This is a genomic window from Oerskovia paurometabola, from assembly GCF_016907365.1.
GTDB lineage: Bacteria > Actinomycetota > Actinomycetes > Actinomycetales > Cellulomonadaceae > Oerskovia > Oerskovia paurometabola.
The window spans coordinates 3,916,681-3,931,835 of the sequence record NZ_JAFBBV010000001.1 but is presented as its reverse complement, the minus strand read 5'-3'; the positions used below and the strand labels follow the sequence as shown (position 1 = coordinate 3,931,835).

The 15,155-nt window shown below is 72.6% G+C and carries 15 protein-coding genes, 1 tRNA gene and 1 other RNA gene; 8 read left to right on the top strand and 9 right to left on the bottom strand.

What is annotated here, in order from left to right; all coding sequences use genetic code 11:
- Positions 1 to 18 precede the first annotated feature (18 nt).
- The gene (locus JOD48_RS17525; protein WP_307824234.1) at positions 19 to 1,968 is read left to right on the top strand and encodes an ABC transporter ATP-binding protein; all 1,950 of its coding nucleotides are present in this window, start codon (positions 19 to 21) and stop codon (positions 1,966 to 1,968) included.
- A 12-nt stretch (positions 1,969 to 1,980) separates the two neighbouring features.
- Here JOD48_RS17525 and JOD48_RS17520 read toward each other — a convergent pair whose 3' ends face one another.
- Positions 1,981 to 2,868 carry an LLM class flavin-dependent oxidoreductase gene (locus JOD48_RS17520; RefSeq protein WP_191789663.1) on the bottom strand — a complete coding sequence of 296 codons (888 nt, stop codon included), beginning with the start codon at positions 2,866 to 2,868 and terminating at the stop codon, positions 1,981 to 1,983.
- A gap of 115 nt (positions 2,869 to 2,983) precedes the next feature.
- On the opposite strand from JOD48_RS17520, the gene JOD48_RS17515 reads away from it, so the two are divergent.
- The 3 genes from JOD48_RS17515 to JOD48_RS17505 all read left to right on the top strand — a co-directional run bounded on the left by JOD48_RS17515 (position 2,984) and on the right by JOD48_RS17505 (position 6,053).
- Positions 2,984 to 3,565, top strand: a complete 582-nt coding sequence (locus tag JOD48_RS17515; protein WP_204809925.1) for a hypothetical protein — start codon at positions 2,984 to 2,986, stop codon at positions 3,563 to 3,565.
- Positions 3,566 to 3,629: 64 nt separating this feature from the next.
- Positions 3,630 to 4,553 (top strand): LLM class F420-dependent oxidoreductase, encoded by a 924-nt coding sequence (locus JOD48_RS17510; protein ID WP_204810667.1) that lies wholly within the window; start codon positions 3,630 to 3,632, stop codon positions 4,551 to 4,553.
- A 186-nt stretch (positions 4,554 to 4,739) separates the two neighbouring features.
- Positions 4,740 to 6,053, top strand: coding sequence for a uracil-xanthine permease family protein (locus tag JOD48_RS17505; RefSeq protein WP_204809924.1), 1,314 nt, complete (start codon positions 4,740 to 4,742; stop codon positions 6,051 to 6,053).
- Between the two features lie 69 nt (positions 6,054 to 6,122).
- Here the strand turns inward: JOD48_RS17505 and JOD48_RS17500 are convergent, their stop codons facing one another.
- From JOD48_RS17500 to JOD48_RS17475, 6 genes are all read right to left on the bottom strand, one after another.
- Entirely contained in the window at positions 6,123 to 6,731 is a 609-nt protein-coding gene (locus tag JOD48_RS17500) for a GNAT family N-acetyltransferase (RefSeq protein WP_204809923.1), read from the bottom strand.
- Positions 6,732 to 6,838: 107 nt separating this feature from the next.
- Complete coding sequence (locus tag JOD48_RS17495; RefSeq protein WP_191789659.1) at positions 6,839 to 7,543, bottom strand: LytR C-terminal domain-containing protein; 705 nt, start codon at positions 7,541 to 7,543, stop codon at positions 6,839 to 6,841.
- Positions 7,544 to 7,552: 9 nt separating this feature from the next.
- The gene (locus JOD48_RS17490; RefSeq protein WP_138822644.1) at positions 7,553 to 7,864 is read right to left on the bottom strand and encodes a type II toxin-antitoxin system VapB family antitoxin; all 312 of its coding nucleotides are present in this window, start codon (positions 7,862 to 7,864) and stop codon (positions 7,553 to 7,555) included.
- Positions 7,865 to 7,981: 117 nt separating this feature from the next.
- Positions 7,982 to 9,646: an ABC transporter permease gene (locus JOD48_RS17485; RefSeq protein ID WP_204809922.1), complete on the bottom strand. Its 1,665-nt coding sequence runs from the start codon at positions 9,644 to 9,646 to the stop codon at positions 7,982 to 7,984.
- On the bottom strand, positions 9,643 to 10,635 hold the full coding sequence (locus JOD48_RS17480) for an ABC transporter ATP-binding protein (RefSeq protein ID WP_204809921.1): 993 nt from the start codon (positions 10,633 to 10,635) through the stop codon (positions 9,643 to 9,645). Before JOD48_RS17480 ends, JOD48_RS17485 begins: the two co-directional genes overlap by 4 nt.
- A gap of 139 nt (positions 10,636 to 10,774) precedes the next feature.
- Entirely contained in the window at positions 10,775 to 11,524 is a 750-nt protein-coding gene (locus JOD48_RS17475; protein ID WP_204809920.1) for a TetR/AcrR family transcriptional regulator, read from the bottom strand.
- Between the two features lie 210 nt (positions 11,525 to 11,734).
- Here JOD48_RS17475 and JOD48_RS17470 point away from each other — a divergent pair, with 210 nt between their 5' ends.
- The gene (locus JOD48_RS17470; protein ID WP_191789655.1) at positions 11,735 to 11,923 is read left to right on the top strand and encodes a PspC domain-containing protein; all 189 of its coding nucleotides are present in this window, start codon (positions 11,735 to 11,737) and stop codon (positions 11,921 to 11,923) included.
- 25 nt (positions 11,924 to 11,948) lie between these two features.
- On the opposite strand, the gene JOD48_RS17465 is transcribed toward JOD48_RS17470, so the two are convergent.
- Positions 11,949 to 12,485 (bottom strand): GNAT family N-acetyltransferase, encoded by a 537-nt coding sequence (locus tag JOD48_RS17465; RefSeq protein WP_307824233.1) that lies wholly within the window; start codon positions 12,483 to 12,485, stop codon positions 11,949 to 11,951.
- Between the two features lie 163 nt (positions 12,486 to 12,648).
- Between JOD48_RS17465 and JOD48_RS17460 the strand changes: the two genes are divergently transcribed.
- Entirely contained in the window at positions 12,649 to 13,137 is a 489-nt protein-coding gene (locus tag JOD48_RS17460; protein ID WP_204809919.1) for a hypothetical protein, read from the top strand.
- A gap of 67 nt (positions 13,138 to 13,204) precedes the next feature.
- Here the strand turns inward: JOD48_RS17460 and JOD48_RS17455 are convergent.
- A tRNA-Ser gene (locus tag JOD48_RS17455) sits at positions 13,205 to 13,290 on the bottom strand.
- Between the two features lie 195 nt (positions 13,291 to 13,485).
- Here JOD48_RS17455 and ffs point away from each other — a divergent pair.
- Both ffs and JOD48_RS17445 read left to right on the top strand, forming a co-directional pair.
- Positions 13,486 to 13,582, top strand: an RNA gene (gene ffs / locus JOD48_RS17450) — signal recognition particle sRNA small type.
- A 514-nt stretch (positions 13,583 to 14,096) separates the two neighbouring features.
- On the top strand, positions 14,097 to 14,990 hold the full coding sequence (locus JOD48_RS17445) for a MetQ/NlpA family ABC transporter substrate-binding protein (protein WP_204809918.1): 894 nt from the start codon (positions 14,097 to 14,099) through the stop codon (positions 14,988 to 14,990).
- Positions 14,991 to 15,155: the final 165 nt, after the last annotated feature.

Below are 15,155 nucleotides of genomic sequence, written 5' to 3'. Positions count from 1 at the left end.
GTCTAAAATGGGACACCCGTGTTCCACTGGATCATGGCCGACACCGACCCCGCGCCGACGACCCCGCCGCACCCCCCGACAGCCCAGGCGACCGAACCCACGCACGACGAGCCGACGGAACCCAAGGGCCCGCTCCTGCCGCGTCTCAAGATCCTCTGGACGTTCGTCACCCCTCACCGCAGGACGCTCGCGGCGGGACTCGCGCTGGGGCTCGGCACCACGGCCGCGAGCCTCGCGACCCCCATGGTCACCAAGTCGGTCCTCGACACCCTGGGCACCGGCGCCTCGCTCGTCCCCGCGGTGAGCCTGCTGGTCGGTCTGCTCGTCGTGGGCCTGGTCCTGGGCATGTGGCAGTGGATCCTGCTGGGCGCGCTCGCCGAGCGCGTCGTGCTCGACGCCCGCACCTCGATGGTCCGCCGCTTCTTCCGGGCCAAGGTCGGTGCGCTCGGGTCACGGCCCACGGGCGAGCTCGTCACACGGGTCACGTCGGACACGGTCCTGCTGCGCGAGGCCGCGTCGTCGAGCATCGTGAGCCTCGTCAACGGTGTCGTGAGCCTGGTCGGCACGGTCGTCCTCATGGCCGTGCTCGACATGGTCCTCCTCGGGACGACGCTCGCCGCGATCGTCGTCATCGGCGTCCTCGTCGGGGTCCTCATGCCCCGGATCGCCAAGGCCCAGGAGCAGGCGCAGGAGTCGCTCGGCAGGCTCGGCGGCGTCCTCGAGGGTGGCCTGCGGGCCCTGCGGACCATCAAGGCGAGCCGCGCCGAGGAGCGGCAGATCGACCGCGTCGTGGCCGACGCCCAGGACTCCGCGCGCTACAACCTCAAGGCGGTGCGCACCGGGGCCGTCGCGTGGACCATCGCGGGCGGCGGCATCCAGCTCGCGATCATCGTGATCCTCGCGCTCGGGGCGTGGCGCGTCGACCAGGGGCTCCTCGCGGTCTCGAGCCTCGTCGCGTTCCTGCTCTACGCGTTCCAGATCGTCGACCCCGTCACGACCCTCACGCAGAACGTCACCGAGCTCCAGGCCGGCATCGCGGCCGCGGGCCGCATCCGCGAGGTCGAGGCCATCGAGACGGAGGAGCCCGAGCGCACCTCCGGTGCACCCGGGCGAGACGCCGCGGGGAGCCGCGCGCCGTCGTCGGGCACCGTGATCTCGCTGCCCGACGACGCCGCGCACCATCCCGCGCGCCTCGCCGACGCGGAGGGCGAGCCGCCCGTGCTCGCGTTCCGCGACGTCGCCGCGCGCTACCTGCCGGGCGGCGAGCCCGTCGTGCGCGACCTGACGTTCGAGGTGCCGCGACGGGGGCAGGTCGCGATCGTCGGGCCGTCGGGTGCCGGGAAGACCACGACCTTCTCGCTGCTCCTGCGCTTCCTCCAGCCCGAGTCCGGGGCCCTGCTGCTCGACGGCCGCCCGTACTCGGACTACACGTTCGACGAGGTGCGCTCGCGCATCGCGTACGTCGAGCAGGAGACGCCCGTCGTGCCCGGCACGATCCGCGAGAACCTCCGGCTCTCCGACCCCGACGCGACCGAGGACGCCATGTGGGACGCGCTCGCCAAGGTGCGCCTCGACGCCAAGGTGCGCTCGCTCGCCGACGGGCTCGACACGTCGCTCGTCGGGACCACGGTGTCCGGCGGGGAGCGACAGCGCGTCGCCCTCGCCCGGGCGGTGCTGCACGCGCCCGAGGTCCTGCTGCTCGACGAGGCCACGGCCCAGGTCGACGGTCTCACCGAGGCCGCGGTCCACGCCGTGATCGAGGACCTGTCGCGCGACCGAGCCGTCGTGACGATCGCGCACCGGCTCTCGACCGTGATCGACGCCGACCAGATCCTCGTCATGGAGGACGGGCGCGTGCGAGCGCGCGGCACGCACGCCGAGCTCCTCGCGGCGGACGACCTGTACCGCGACCTCGTGGCCGCGCTGCGGATCTCGACCGAGGCACCCGCGGGGGTCGAGGTGCGCTGAGGCCCGTCGCGCTCAGCCGAGCTGCGCGAGGCCCTCGGTCGCGATCTTCTCGAACGTCGCCTGGTCGGCCGCGAACTGCGAGTCGGCGATGGGCCAGTGCAGGACGACCTCCGTGATCCCCTGCTCACGGTAGGCGGCCGCGGTCTCGACGAACGCGTCGACCGAGTCGAGCGGCCGGTCCGGGGTGAAGCCCGTCAGGAGGATGCGCTCGATGCTGCGGGGGTCGCGCCCGGCCTCCGTGCACGTCGCCTCGAGGCGGGCCACCTGGGTACCTACGGCGGCGCGCGACGCGGCCGGCGTCCCGTCCTCGCCGACGGACGCGTCGCCCGTCGTGACCCACGCCTGCCCGTAGCGGGCGGCCAGCCGCAGCCCGCGGGGCCCGGTCGCGGCGATCGCGAACGGGATGCGCGGCTCCTGGACGGGGCCGGGGATCGTGCGCGCCTCGTGCGCGCGGTAGTGGCCCTCGTCGTGCGTGACGACGGGCTCGGTCAGCAGGCGGTCGAGCAGCGCGGTGAAGTCCCGCAGCCGGTCCGCCCGCTCGCGCGCCGACCATCCCTCGCCCCCCAGGACGGTCGCGTCGAAGCCCGTGGTCCCCGCGCCGAGCCCGAGCGTGACACGCCCGTCCGACAGGTCGTCGAGAGTCATGAGGTCCTTGGCGAGCGTCACGGGCTCGCGGAAGTTCGGCGAGGTGACGAGGGTCCCGAGCCGCAGGCGCTCGGTGACCCCGGCGGCCGCCGCGAGCGTGGGCAGCGCACCGAACCACGGGCCGTCGCGGAAGGTGCGCCACGACAGGTGGTCGTACGTGTAGGCCGCGTGGAACCCCAGGTCCTCCGCGCGGCGCCAGACGTCACGCCCCTCGGACCAGCGGTAGATCGGCAGGATCACGGTGCTCAGTCGCATGGTCCGACCCTACGTGCCCGTGGTCCGCCCGGCCCGGCCCGGCCCGGCTCGAACCGGACCGCGGACCTGTGATGTGCTGGTGGCAGTCCCGCTCACGCACCACCGGAGGTCCCCCATGGCTGTCGTCGTCAACGTCTCGCACCGCTACCCGCGCACCGGCTCGCGCGCCGAACAGCTCGCCGTCGTCCGGGGCGACTGGCCCGTGCCCGAGGTCGACAACCCGGAGGCGTTCGCCGACTCCGACGACGCGCAGGAGCTCCTGGACGCGGCGGACGTGCTGGTCGCCGCGGCGGGCAACGAGGTCGTCGACGTCCAGCGCATCACCGGGCTGCAGGTCGACGAGGGTGGGCACGTGCGGTTCGAGACGGTCGACGAGCCGGTGCTCGTGGGGATGATCGGGCAGCGCCTGCGGGCGGGGGCGGCGTGGGAGCCGGGAGAGAGCTGGCCCGTGAAGCTCGCCGACGCCGCAGGGGCCGTGAGCGAGTACCTCGAGCTCGTCGGCGAGCCGGCTCCGGGGGAGGGGGAACCACTGCCTGCCGACGCACCGGAGGTCGTCGGTGCGGGGGCTCCCGCGGGCGAGGTCTCCGCCGAGCTCGAGCTCGGCGGGTTCCGCCTGGCCCTGGGCGCCGACGGACACCTGGTCGTCACGGCTCCGGCGGGTCGTTCGGTGACCGTGCTCGCCGCGCACGAGGGCTGAGCCGGGGCGTGCGGGAGCGCGACCACGGCACCCCGGGGGACGTGGCAAGGTGGAGGCCATGACGATCGACCTCCGCATCTTCACCGAGCCCCAGCAGGGCGCCACCTATGACGACATCCTCGCGGTCGCGCGAGCGACGGAAGAGCTCGACTTCGACGCGTTCTTCCGCTCGGACCACTACCTCGTCATGGGGGACGGCGACGGGCTGCCCGGCCCGACCGACGCCTGGACCACGCTCGCAGGCCTGGCCCGCGAGACGAGCCGCATCAGGCTGGGCACGCTCGTGTCCTCGGCGACGTTCCGGCACCCGGGCGTCCTCGCGATCCAGGTCGCGCAGGTCGACCAGATGTCGGGCGGCCGCGTCGAGCTGGGCCTGGGCGCAGGCTGGTTCCCGCAGGAGCACTCGGCGTACGGCATCCCGTTCCCGGCCAAGCGGTTCGGGATCCTCGAGGAGCAGCTCGCCGTGATCACCGGGCTCTGGGAGACGCCCGTGGGGTCCACGTTCGACTTCGCGGGCGAGCACTACACGCTCACGGACTCCCCGGCGCTGCCCAAGCCCGCGCAGTCCCGCGTCCCGGTCATCGTGGGCGGTCACGGTCCCCGCCGCACCCCGGCGCTCGCTGCGCGCTACGCGACCGAGTTCAACGTCGCGTTCCCCGACCCGGGCGTGCTGGGCGACCGCATCGAGAACGTCCGCGTGGTCTGCCAGGACGCGGGCCGCGACCCCGACGACCTGATCTACTCGGCGGCGTTCGTGGTGTGCGTGGGCAAGGACGAGGCCGAGTTCCGGCGTCGCGCCGAGGCGATCGGCCGTGATCCCGAGGAGCTGCGCACGAACGGCATCGCGGGCACGCCGGCCGAGGCCGCGGACAAGCTCGCGGCCGCGAGCGAGCAGGGCGCGACGCGCTTCTACCTGCAGGTCCTGGACCTCGCGGACCTGGATCACCTCGAGCTGATCGCGCGCGAGGTCAAGCCGCAGCTGAGCTGACCCAGCCCTCCCGCCCGACGGCGGAGCGCATCTTCCTCCCGAGGGTGTGCTCCGCCGTCGGGCGTCCTGGGGGGCGGGGACGTGGGACGGGGGTGTCCACGACGTACCGGCCGGTAACGGGGGCTGCTTGCTCGGCAGTACCCTTCCCTTCGGCACTTCACCAAAACTTCACGAACGGAGCCCCCCATGGCAGCACTCGGCTGGAAGATCCACGGAGACGGGAAGCGCGTCGAACCCGGCGCCGTGGTCAGCACCGACGAGCGCCTGAGCTGGCCCCGCACGATCGGGATCGGCATGCAGCACGTCGTCGCGATGTTCGGCGCGACGTTCCTCGTCCCGCTCCTGACCGGCTTCTCGCCCGCGACGACGCTGTTCTTCTCCGCGATCGGGACCATCGGGTTCCTGCTCATCACGCGCAACCGGCTCCCCAGCTACCTCGGGTCGAGCTTCGCGTTCATCGCTCCCATCACCGCGGCGACCGCTTCCGGGGGGCAGTCGGTCGCCGTCGGCGGGATCCTGGTGACCGGCGTCGTGCTCGCGCTCATCGGCGTCGTCGTGCACTTCGCCGGGCCGCGCTGGATCGACCTCACGATGCCGCCCATCGTGACCGGCACGATCGTCGCGCTCATCGGCCTGAACCTCGCGCCCGCGGCGTGGAACAACTTCCAGCAGTTCCCCGTCACGGCCGTCATCACGCTGGCCTCGATCATCCTCATCACGGTCCTCTTCAAGGGCATCGTCGGGCGCCTCGCGATCCTGCTCGGCGTGATCGTCGGGTACGTCGTCGCGACGATCCGCAGCGAGGTCGACTTCGCACCCGTCGCCAAGGCGGCCTGGCTCGGCCTGCCCGAGTTCGTGACCCCCACGTTCGACGTCGCGGTGCTCGGCCTGTTCGTCCCGGTCGTGCTCGTGCTCGTCGCGGAGAACGTGGGCCACGTGAAGTCCGTCGCGGCCATGACGGGCAAGAACCTCGACGACCTCACGGGCCGCGCCCTGTTCGCCGACGGCCTCGCGACGACGTTCGCGGGCATCGGCGGTGGCTCGGGCACCACGACGTACGCCGAGAACATCGGCGTCATGGCCGCCACGCGCGTCTACTCGACCGCGGCCTACTGGGTCGCGGGCGCCACGGCCCTGGTGCTGAGCATGTCGCCCAAGTTCGGGGCGCTCATCGCGACCATCCCCGCGGGCGTCCTGGGCGGCGCGACGACCATGCTCTACGGCATGATCGGCATCCTCGGTGCGCGCATCTGGGTGCAGAACAAGGTCGACTTCTCCGACCCGGTCAACCTCACCACGGCCGCTGTCCCGCTCGTCGTCGGCATCGCGAACTTCACGTGGGTCATCGGCGACGTGACGTTCGAGGGCATCGCCCTGGGCACGGCGTCGGCGCTCGTGATCTACCACGTCATGCGCAACATCGCCCGGTGGCGCGGGACCTCGCAGGAGCCCGCGAGCCCGGCGTCGGTGCCGGGCGGCACGGAGATGGCGGAGCGCTGACCGTGCTGTCGGACCCGGGGTCGGTCAGGCAACCCCTGACCGGCCTCGGGTTCGGCCCGCGGGCCGGGTCTAGAGCTTGAGCCCCAGCACGTAGCCCTCGTCGGTCGGGACGCGTTCGAGGCCCAGGTGCTCGTAGAAGCCGATCGCCGCGGTGTTCGTCTCCGAGACACCCAGGTGGACCCCCTGGACACCGCGCTCCCGCAGGGCGTCGAAGAGCGCCTCGAGCAGGCGCCGCCCGTTGCCGCCGCCCTGGGCTGCGGGCAGCAGGTCGATGTGGAGATGTGCGGGGAAGAGGTCGACCACCGCACGGTCCGCCGTCGACGGGGCGTGCATGGCGCGCACCAGGCCGGCGTCGTCCGTGTCCGGGACAAGGGTGTCCAGCGGATAGCGGGCCCGCAGGGCCGGCCACCAGTCGCGCTCGCAGCGTTCCTCGAACGCCGCCGTGTCCCTGGTACCGACGACGTATCCGAGCGCGCCGGACCCGTCGTCGACCACGAACGCGAGGTCCGGCTCGAACGCCAGGTAGGCCCCGAGGTAGATCTCGCCGAGCAACCGGGGGTCGCGATACCTCTCCGTGGCGTCGCCGCCGTCGGCACCCGTCCGCAGGCAGATGTCGTACAGACGCTCGACCTCGCGAGGATCGGTGGTGCGAGCAGGGCGGATCGGGAGGGAGACCATCGTGTGCCGGACCGTTCGAGAGCAGGGAGGAGGAGACGCCGCGCCCAGACAGTAGCCGCGAACCCGGCTCAGGGCCACCGGGATGTGCGTGCTGTCGGGGGAGTGCGTCAGCCTCCTACGGCCGGCTCCCCCTCGGCGGGCACCTCGTCGGCCGGCGGCTCCTCTGCGGGTGGCGCCGGCGGGACGTAGGCCTCCCGCGGGGTGATGGTCTCGACCGCGACGCACTTCGCCGGGTTGGCCAGGGGCACCGCGGGGTCGATCTCCACGAGCTCCTCGTCCACCAGGTTCACGAAGTTCTCGCCGAGCACCAGGTCGACGCTCGCGTCCGCACGGTTGTCGAGCACCAGGACCGGGTCCTGGTAGTGCGCCGCGAGCGTGTACGCCTGCGCGACCCCGTTCACGCCGAACGAGATCTGCGTGCTGTGCTGGGTCGTGCCCTTGCCGGCGGGGGTCTGGAGATTGCCGACCAGGGCGATCGTGAAGCCGCGGTTGCGGAGGACCTGCTCGTTGGCGGCGCCCAGACCGCCCTTGCCCGTGGCGTTGAAGATCCGGACCTGGACGTCGCCGTAGGGGACCGGCAGGGTGCCCTCGGCGAGGCACGGGGTCTTCGCGTCGGCGATGACACCGTCCACCTTGGGAGAGCTGAACTGGCGGTCGAAGGGAGGCTCGACGGCACCCGTGTAGACCGCCAGGGCGCCGATGCCGGTGATCGCCAGGAACGCGACGAGCAGCCCGAAGACCACGGCCTGCCGCTCGTGCATGCGCCGTCGGCGGACGGTTCGAGAGGGATCGGAGCCAGGCTGCGTGGTCACGCCAGAAACCTACCCGACCGAGGGGGCGTTGAGCATGAGCACACGGGCGTGCAGGATGGCGCGCTGCTGCAGGGCTGCGCGGACCGCCCTGTGGAGGCCGTCCTCGAGGTAGAGGACCCCCTGGTACTCCACGACGTGCGCGAACAGGTCACCATAGAACGTCGAGTCCTCCGAGAGCAGGTTGTCGAGGTTCAAGGTCCGCTTGGTCGTCACGAGCTCGTCGAGCCGGACCTGACGGGGCGGGACGCTCGACCAGTCCTTGGGCGTGACCAACCCGTGATCCGGGTACGGGCGCCCGTCACCGACGGCCTTGAAGATCATGCGGGCCAGTCTAGGGGGAGCCCTCGGCGCGTTGCCGCGGATCGCGCCCCGTCGCCCCACAACTCCACAGGCCCCGCACATCCGGCCCTCACCGCCCGCTCGGGGACCGGGGGCACGTCACGCACCTCCCACGTCCCGGCGCCGGAACCCGGCGTAGGCGACCGCGACGAGGGCTCCGGCGATCGCGGTCAGCACGAGCACGGGGCCGAGCGAGAACGGGTCGAGCGGCACCTGGGGCACGTGCGTGAAGGGCGACAGGTCGCGGACCCACTGCGGCAGCCCGAACAGCTCGCCGAGCTGACCGACGACCAGGAAGACGGTGACGACGCCCCAGCCCAGGGCCACGAGCCGAGGCCGCCACGCGTACAGCACCAGGACGAGCCCGGCGACGACCAGGGCGGCCGGGACCTGCACGAGCCCGGCCCCGACGGCGTCGCCGAGGGCGTCGGCCCAGCCACCCGACACGAGCGCGTGCCCCAGACCCATCATGATCCCGGCCCACAGCGGGACGGCGACGACGCCCGCGACCAGCAGCACGACCGAGGCCGTCAGGTACCGCGTCCGGGAGGAGCCCGTCGCGAGCACCAGCTCGGCCCGACCAGAGGTCTCCTCGGCGTGGACCCGGGACACGAGCGTCACGGCGAACGCCGCCGCGGCGATCCCGACGAAGCCCATGATCGCGACCTGGAAGACCTGTGCGAGCGCCCCGGCCCCGCCGAGCTGCGCGATGATCTGCTGCATCTGCGGGGACGACCCGGCGATGTCGTCGACCGAGTCCAGCAGGAAACCGACGAGCAGGCAGTACGCCCCGACTCCCAGCGTCCACGACACGATGCCGGGGAGCTGGAGCCGCGTCGCGAGCGCGAGCGGGCTCACGAGCGACGCGGAACCGGCCGGCCCGGGGCGCGGCTGGACGAGGCCCGCGCCGAGGTCCCGCCCGAGCGAGAGCCGGGCTGCGACCGCCACGCACGCGATGAACAGTGCGAGGCACAGCAGTGCGGGACCCCAGGCGTTCGCGCCGAACGGGTCGATCTCCTGGACCCACCCGACGGGCGAGACCCAGTGCAGCCAGTCCGCGGAGTCGATGTCGGCCACGCCGCGCAGCGCATACCCCGCGACGAGCAGCAGGACGCCGATCGTGTTGGCGGTCCGCGACGACGTCGCGACCTGGGCGCACACGCCCCCGATGCCGGTCGCGGCCAGGCCGAGCGCCGCGAACTGGAGGCCGAACGCGACGGACGAGGCGCCGTCGGCCCCCTGCGCCACGAACATCGCGGCCATGGACGCGCCCGTGACCACGGACATCCCGGCCGCGACGAGGACCCCCGTCGCGAGCGGTGCGAGCGACCCCACGCGGGCCGCGCGCACGAGCTCGAGCCGGCCCGTCTCCTCCTCCTTGCGCGTGTGGCGCACCACGGTGAGCACGGCGAGGACGCCCAGCACCAGGATCATGAACAGGCCCACGCGCCAGGTGGCCGTCGAGGCGACGGACCCCGTGTGCTCGAGCGGCCCGAGCAGCGCGAGGAACGCGCTGTTGGTGCCCATGCTCGCGGCGAGCTCGTCGCGCTCGGCCTGCGTCCCGTAGACGGTGGCGACCGACGAGTACGTGACCACGACCATGAGCAGCACCACGACGACGTACACGGGCAGGACGATGCGGTCGCGGCGCAGCGCGAGGCGGGTCAGGGCGCCCGTGCCCGCGAACGCTCCGCGCAGGGACAGGGGAGGGGCCGACACCCGCGACGGGGCCGGGGCCGTCGCCGACGAGGCGAGCGTGGTCATCTCAGCGCCTCGCCGTCGAGCAGGGCGAGCTCGTCGCCGTACTGCCGCAGGAACAGCTCTTCGAGCGAGGGAGACTCGATCGTCAGGCCGTGGGGTTCGAGGTCGGCGAGCGCACGCGTGACCTGGGGCAGGGCGTCGTCGTCGACGTGGAAGGTCACGTGCGATCCGTCGACGACGAGGTCGTGGACCCCGGCCAGGCCCGCGAGACTGCCCGTGACGTCGGGGGAACCATCCGCGCCGGCTCTGCGCCCGGCCCCCGGCCCGACGGTCACGACGACCTTGGACCGCGTCAGGTGCCGCAGCTCGCGCAGGGTCCCGGACTGCACGGCGCGGCCGCCCCGGATGATCGTGACGGTGTCGCACAGCGCCTCGACCTCGGCGAGGATGTGGCTCGACAGCAGGACCGACGTGCCGCGCGAGGTCGCCTCGCGCACGCAGTCCTGGAACACGGCCTCCATGATCGGGTCGAGGCCCGACGTCGGTTCGTCCAGCACGAGCAGCTCGGCGTCGGCGCTCAGCGCGGCGACGAGCGCGACCTTCTGCCGGTTCCCCTTGGAGTAGGTGCCGGTCTTCTTGGTCGGGTCGAGCTCGAAGCGTTCGAGCATGCGGGCCTTGCGGCGCTCGTCGACGGCCGCGCCGCGCAGGCGCAGCAGCAGGTCGATCGTCTCGCCGCCCGAGAGCTGGGGCCAGAGCGTGACGTCGCCCGGGACGTAGGCGAGGCGCCGGTGCAGCGACACGGCGTCGCGGAACGGGTCGCCGCCCAGCAGGGTCGCGGTGCCGGCGTCGGGGCGCAGGAGGCCCAGCAGGACCCGGATGGTGGTGGACTTCCCGGCACCGTTGGGTCCGAGGAAGCCCGCGACCTCTCCGGCACGGACCGTGAGGTCGAGCCCGTCGAGGGCCTTGGTGGTGCCGAACGACTTGTGCAGGTCGTGGATCTCGACGGCGGGCCCGCGGGTGGTGGCGGGGTTCGTGCGTGCGGTCGTGGTCATGGTTCCTCGTCAGGGAGGCAGGGTGTGAAGGGGAGGGGGACGGTCGTGGGCCAGGGTCGGGCGGGAGCGGCGCCAAGGTGCCCGACGGCGCCGCTCGCCCCGGAGGGACCGGCTGCGGACCGCGTCCGCCGTGCTGGGGCTACCGGGCCGGCGCTGCGGCCTGTCCGCGGGGTGGCGGCTCGGCGTACCGGAGGTATGCGTCGAGGAGCGTGCGGTCGGTGAGGAACCCGTCGGTGAAGAGCTCGATCGACGGCAGGCCGTGCCGGTCGACGTACCCGCGGACGACGGCCCCGGTGTCGCCCGGGTCGGCGGGCGGGTTCAGCGTGAGGTCGAGGAGGATCGTGCCGAGAGACTGCGTCACGAGGTAGCGGGCGCGCGCCCTCTCGTCGAGCGAGGGCTTGATGGTCCCGGTGGCGACCCCGTCCGCGACGTAGGCCACGGCGTCGTCGATCATGCTCTCGACGAAGGAGCGGGCGAGGTCGCCGCCCTCCTGGAGGCTGCGGAGGACGTAGCCGAGCACGGGACCGTACTCCTCGATCGACGAGAGCTGCGCGAGGACGTCCATGGGGCTGCCCCGGGAGCCGTGCTCGTCGCCCAGGACGTTGCGCTTGTTCTCGCGGACGAGGACGAGGACGTGCTCGTCGCACGCACGGCGCAGCCCCTCCTTGGACCCGAAGTGGTGGATGACGAGTCCCGGGCTGACCCCGGCGTCGGCCGCGATGGTGCGGACCGGGACCCGGAATCCCTCGGACGCGAACCGGAGCAGGGCGGCGTCGCGGATCCGGGCGCGCCCGGTGAGGTCCGGGACGTCGGGCGTCTCCGGGACGTCCGACGTCTGCGGGCCCGTGCCGGTCGGGGCGTGACCGGCAGCCGGGGGTGCTGAACGCATGTTCAACACGCTAAACACTTGTTCAGCAGGGCACAAGGGGCTGCGCGTCAAGAAGGCGTCAAGGTTCGGGGCCGTCGCCGACGCGGCCGGAGTGGCCGAGAGTCCGCCGCGAGGATGACGGCCGACCCTCTCCGGACGGACCGGCGAATCAGGGACGGACCAGGGGAGTCCCCGATGTGCGCGCACCGGGCCCCGGCGTACCGTCGAAGCATGAGCCACATCCTCGCCAGACCGCGCCACGGCGCCGTGATCGCCGGTGTCTGCGCGGGCCTCGCCCGCCGCTTCGACATCAGCCCGACGCTCGTCCGCGTCATCGCGGTCGCCTCGTGCATCCTGCCGGGACCGCAGGTCCTGGCCTACGTCGTCCTGTGGATCATGCTGCCCCGCGACCCCGAGTGAGCCCTTGCCGCGCGGCTCGTGGCCGTCAGAGCCGCAGAGCGAGCCAGCGCTGCGCGTACCGGTCGTCGTTGAACGCCGGGACGTCCACGTACCCGCGTCCCGCGTAGAGCGCCAGGGCCTCGACCAGGTCGTGCCGGGTGTCGAGCCGCACCACCTCGGCGCCGAGGTCCCGTGCCGCGGACTCGGCCGCGTCGAGCAGAGCCGTGGCGATGCCGCGTCCGCGGAACGCAGGGTCGACGAAGACGCGCTTGAGCTCAGCGGTCGGCGCGGAGGCGTCGCGTGCGAGCACGACGCCCGCGCACCCCACGGCCACGGGGCCCTCGCGGCCGTCCGCCCAGGCGAGGTGGAACGAGCCTCCGGGAGCAGCCAGCCCCGAGGAGTCCTGGGCGGCGAAGCCCGAGACGAGGTCCTCCTGCGGGGTCGCGTGGCCGAAGAACCGGTCGCTCACCTCGGTGTAGTACCGGAACAGGATCGCCTGCGACTCCGGAGCGCGGACCGGGTGCTCCGCGACGCGCCAGGTCACCGCGAGGTCCGTGCGGAGGGGGCGGTCTGCAGGGGGCACGTCCGCCAGTATGCCTCGGGCGCACCGCGTTCCTGCACGGTCGCCCGGGGCTTTTGTCCGGCAAGGGTCGGCATGGCACCATCCGAGGGTGCGCTCCCACCCCACCCGAACCGCCCTGCTGCCACTCTGCCTCGCCGTCGCCGCCATGACGCTCGCAGGATGCGTGTCCACCGCCTCTCCCATGGCGACCGCGGAGCAGACCCCCGCCGCAGCGCCTCCCGCGACGCCGATCTCGCCGTTCGACGGGGCGACCAGGGCGGGCGCGCTCCTGCTGGCCGCGGCAGGCGAGCTCGACCCGGCGATCCTCCCGGCGGGCTTCCACTACGTCGAGACCGTCGACCTCGACCTCTCGGAGTCGACGAGCTCGGTCTACGCCCAGGGGCAGCCCGGGGAGCAGGGGCCGGGGCTGTACGTCCACGCGGTGCACGCGGGCGTCACGGTCGAGAGCCTCGGCGACGACTGGACCCCCGAAGCCGTGCCCGAGCTCTCGGGCGAGGAGACGGTGACCGTGGCCTCGGACCCGGTCGGGCAGGACCGGTCGGTCGTCACGATCGACGCGCCCCCCGCGGGCGTGGTGCGGCTCATCGGAGACGGCGTCTCGCGCGACGAGCTTCTCGCGACGGCAGAGCGTCTGCTCGACTCGGTGGGCTGACGTCTCGCCCACAGGTGCCCGCGAACGACGAAGGGCCCGCAGCGCACGCTGCGGGCCCTTCGGTCTGCGGAGGATGGGGGATTCGAACCCCCGAGGGCTTTTAACCCAACACGCTTTCCAAGCGTGCGCCATAGGCCACTAGGCGAATCCTCCGTGCTGCAGCGTCGACCCACGCGGGGCGTCAGGCAGCGTGTCGAGAATACCGGACGCCGGGCCTGCGACCGAATCGGCCCGTCCCGGGCGGTGTCCGGCACCGTCTTCCGGGACCGCGTCGGCTCGGGGGGACCGGTTTCGACCGGGGTCCGGGGGCCGGTTTCGGACGACCGGCCCTCCTGGGCTAGGCTGGGTCCAGACCCCTCGTGCGGCGCTATCTCACTGAACTCCCCCAGGGCCGGAAGGCAGCAAGGGCAGGTGGGCTCTGGTGGGTGCACGGGGGGTCCTTTCATGCCCCGGCCAGATGTGGCCTGCGTCATAGGCGACGCGGCGATATCGCCCTAAACCCGTACGTATCGCCCGCGACCGGCCACGATGTGGACGAAATTCCGTCCAGCATCTGGAATATCGACCATCGCAGTGGTTTTGAGGCGACGAGCGTGCGCATCATGGAGCCATGACCCGCCCCACGAGCACCGAGCTCACGACGCACCGCGCAGCCACCGGCTGCCGAATGTCGTGTCGCTCCGTCCTGCGTGGCGCCGGTCGAATGTGCTGTCAGCTCTGACCTGACCCCAGCACCGCACCGCCCGCTCCGCGAGCGCAGCCCGGAGACGACCGGAGCCCGCGCCGCAGCGCCCGCCTCATCCCTTCCTGAACCACCGACCACCGGTGACGTGTCCTCGCGACGCGCGCTCCGTCGTCGGGCAGGAGGACGTTCCACCTCCCACCCCCGTCACCACCGTGACGCTCCCTCACGGACGCCCTGCGACAACCGCCGGCGCCCGTCACCGGAAGGACAGACCATGCTCCGCAAGAACCTCACCCTCGCTGCGATCGCGGCCACCGCAGCCCTCACGCTCGGAGCGTGCGCCACGACCCCCACCGACAGCGGTGCCTCGGCAGGCAGCGCCGACGACGTCGTCAAGATCGGCGTGGTCGGCGCAGCCGACGACAAGTGGGCCGTGTTCGAGAAGGTCGCCAAGGAAGAGGGCCTCAACATCGAGATCGTCGACTTCGGCGACTACCAGCAGGCCAACCCGGCGCTCGCGCAGGACCAGATCGACCTCAACCAGTTCCAGCACCTGCAGTTCCTCGCGGGCTACAACGTCGAGGCCGGGGACGACCTCCAGCCCATCGGCGCCACCGCGGTCTACCCGCTCGCGCTCTACTCGACCAAGCACACGGCGCTCGAGGACATCCCCGCGGGCGGCGAGATCGCGGTCCCCAACGACGCGACCAACCTTGCCCGCGCGCTCCTGGTCCTCCAGGAGGCGGGGCTCATCGAGCTCAAGGACGGCGGCAGCTCGCTGTCGACCGAGGCCGACGTGCTCCCGTCCTCCAAGGTCAAGGTCACCCCCGTCGACGCCGCGCAGACCGCGATCTCGCTCCAGTCCGTCGACGGCGCGATCATCAACAACGACTTCCTCGAGGACGCCGGTCTCGCCCCCGAGGACGCCCTGTTCCAGGACGACCCCGACTCCTCGGCCTCCGAGCCCTACATCAACGTGTGGGTCGCCCGCGCCGCGGACAAGGACGACGAGACGCTCCTGAAGATCGCCGCCCTCTCGCAGAACGAAGAGGTCGTCGCCGCCGAGAAGAAGGCCTCGGGCGGCACCGCGGTCATCAAGGACAACTCCGCGGCCGACCTCCAGGAGATCCTCGCGGGGATCGAGGAGAACTACCGCGCCCAGGGCTGAGCCCTCGGCGTGAGCCACCGGTGCCCGACGACGTCACCCACCGTCGTCGGGCACCGGCGTCCCCTCGCCCGACGCACCACCAGCGTGTTCGACTGTCCGTACACGCGTCCCCCGCACACGGTGCGAGGTCACGCGGCCCTCACGAGGGGCCCGGCCACCGCACCC

Coding starts and splice junctions, on each gene's coding strand:
- JOD48_RS17520 (WP_191789663.1), bottom strand. CDS start 2,868: ATGCGACTGAGCACCGTGATCCTGCCGATCTACCGCTGGTCCGAGGGG.
- JOD48_RS17515 (WP_204809925.1), top strand. CDS start 2,984: ATGGCTGTCGTCGTCAACGTCTCGCACCGCTACCCGCGCACCGGCTCG.
- JOD48_RS17505 (WP_204809924.1), top strand. CDS start 4,740: ATGGCAGCACTCGGCTGGAAGATCCACGGAGACGGGAAGCGCGTCGAA.
- JOD48_RS17500 (WP_204809923.1), bottom strand. CDS start 6,731: ATGGTCTCCCTCCCGATCCGCCCTGCTCGCACCACCGATCCTCGCGAG.
- JOD48_RS17490 (WP_138822644.1), bottom strand. CDS start 7,864: ATGATCTTCAAGGCCGTCGGTGACGGGCGCCCGTACCCGGATCACGGG.
- JOD48_RS17485 (WP_204809922.1), bottom strand. CDS start 9,646: ATGACCACGCTCGCCTCGTCGGCGACGGCCCCGGCCCCGTCGCGGGTG.
- JOD48_RS17480 (WP_204809921.1), bottom strand. CDS start 10,635: ATGACCACGACCGCACGCACGAACCCCGCCACCACCCGCGGGCCCGCC.
- JOD48_RS17475 (WP_204809920.1), bottom strand. CDS start 11,524: ATGCGTTCAGCACCCCCGGCTGCCGGTCACGCCCCGACCGGCACGGGC.
- JOD48_RS17470 (WP_191789655.1), top strand. CDS start 11,735: ATGAGCCACATCCTCGCCAGACCGCGCCACGGCGCCGTGATCGCCGGT.
- JOD48_RS17445 (WP_204809918.1), top strand. CDS start 14,097: ATGCTCCGCAAGAACCTCACCCTCGCTGCGATCGCGGCCACCGCAGCC.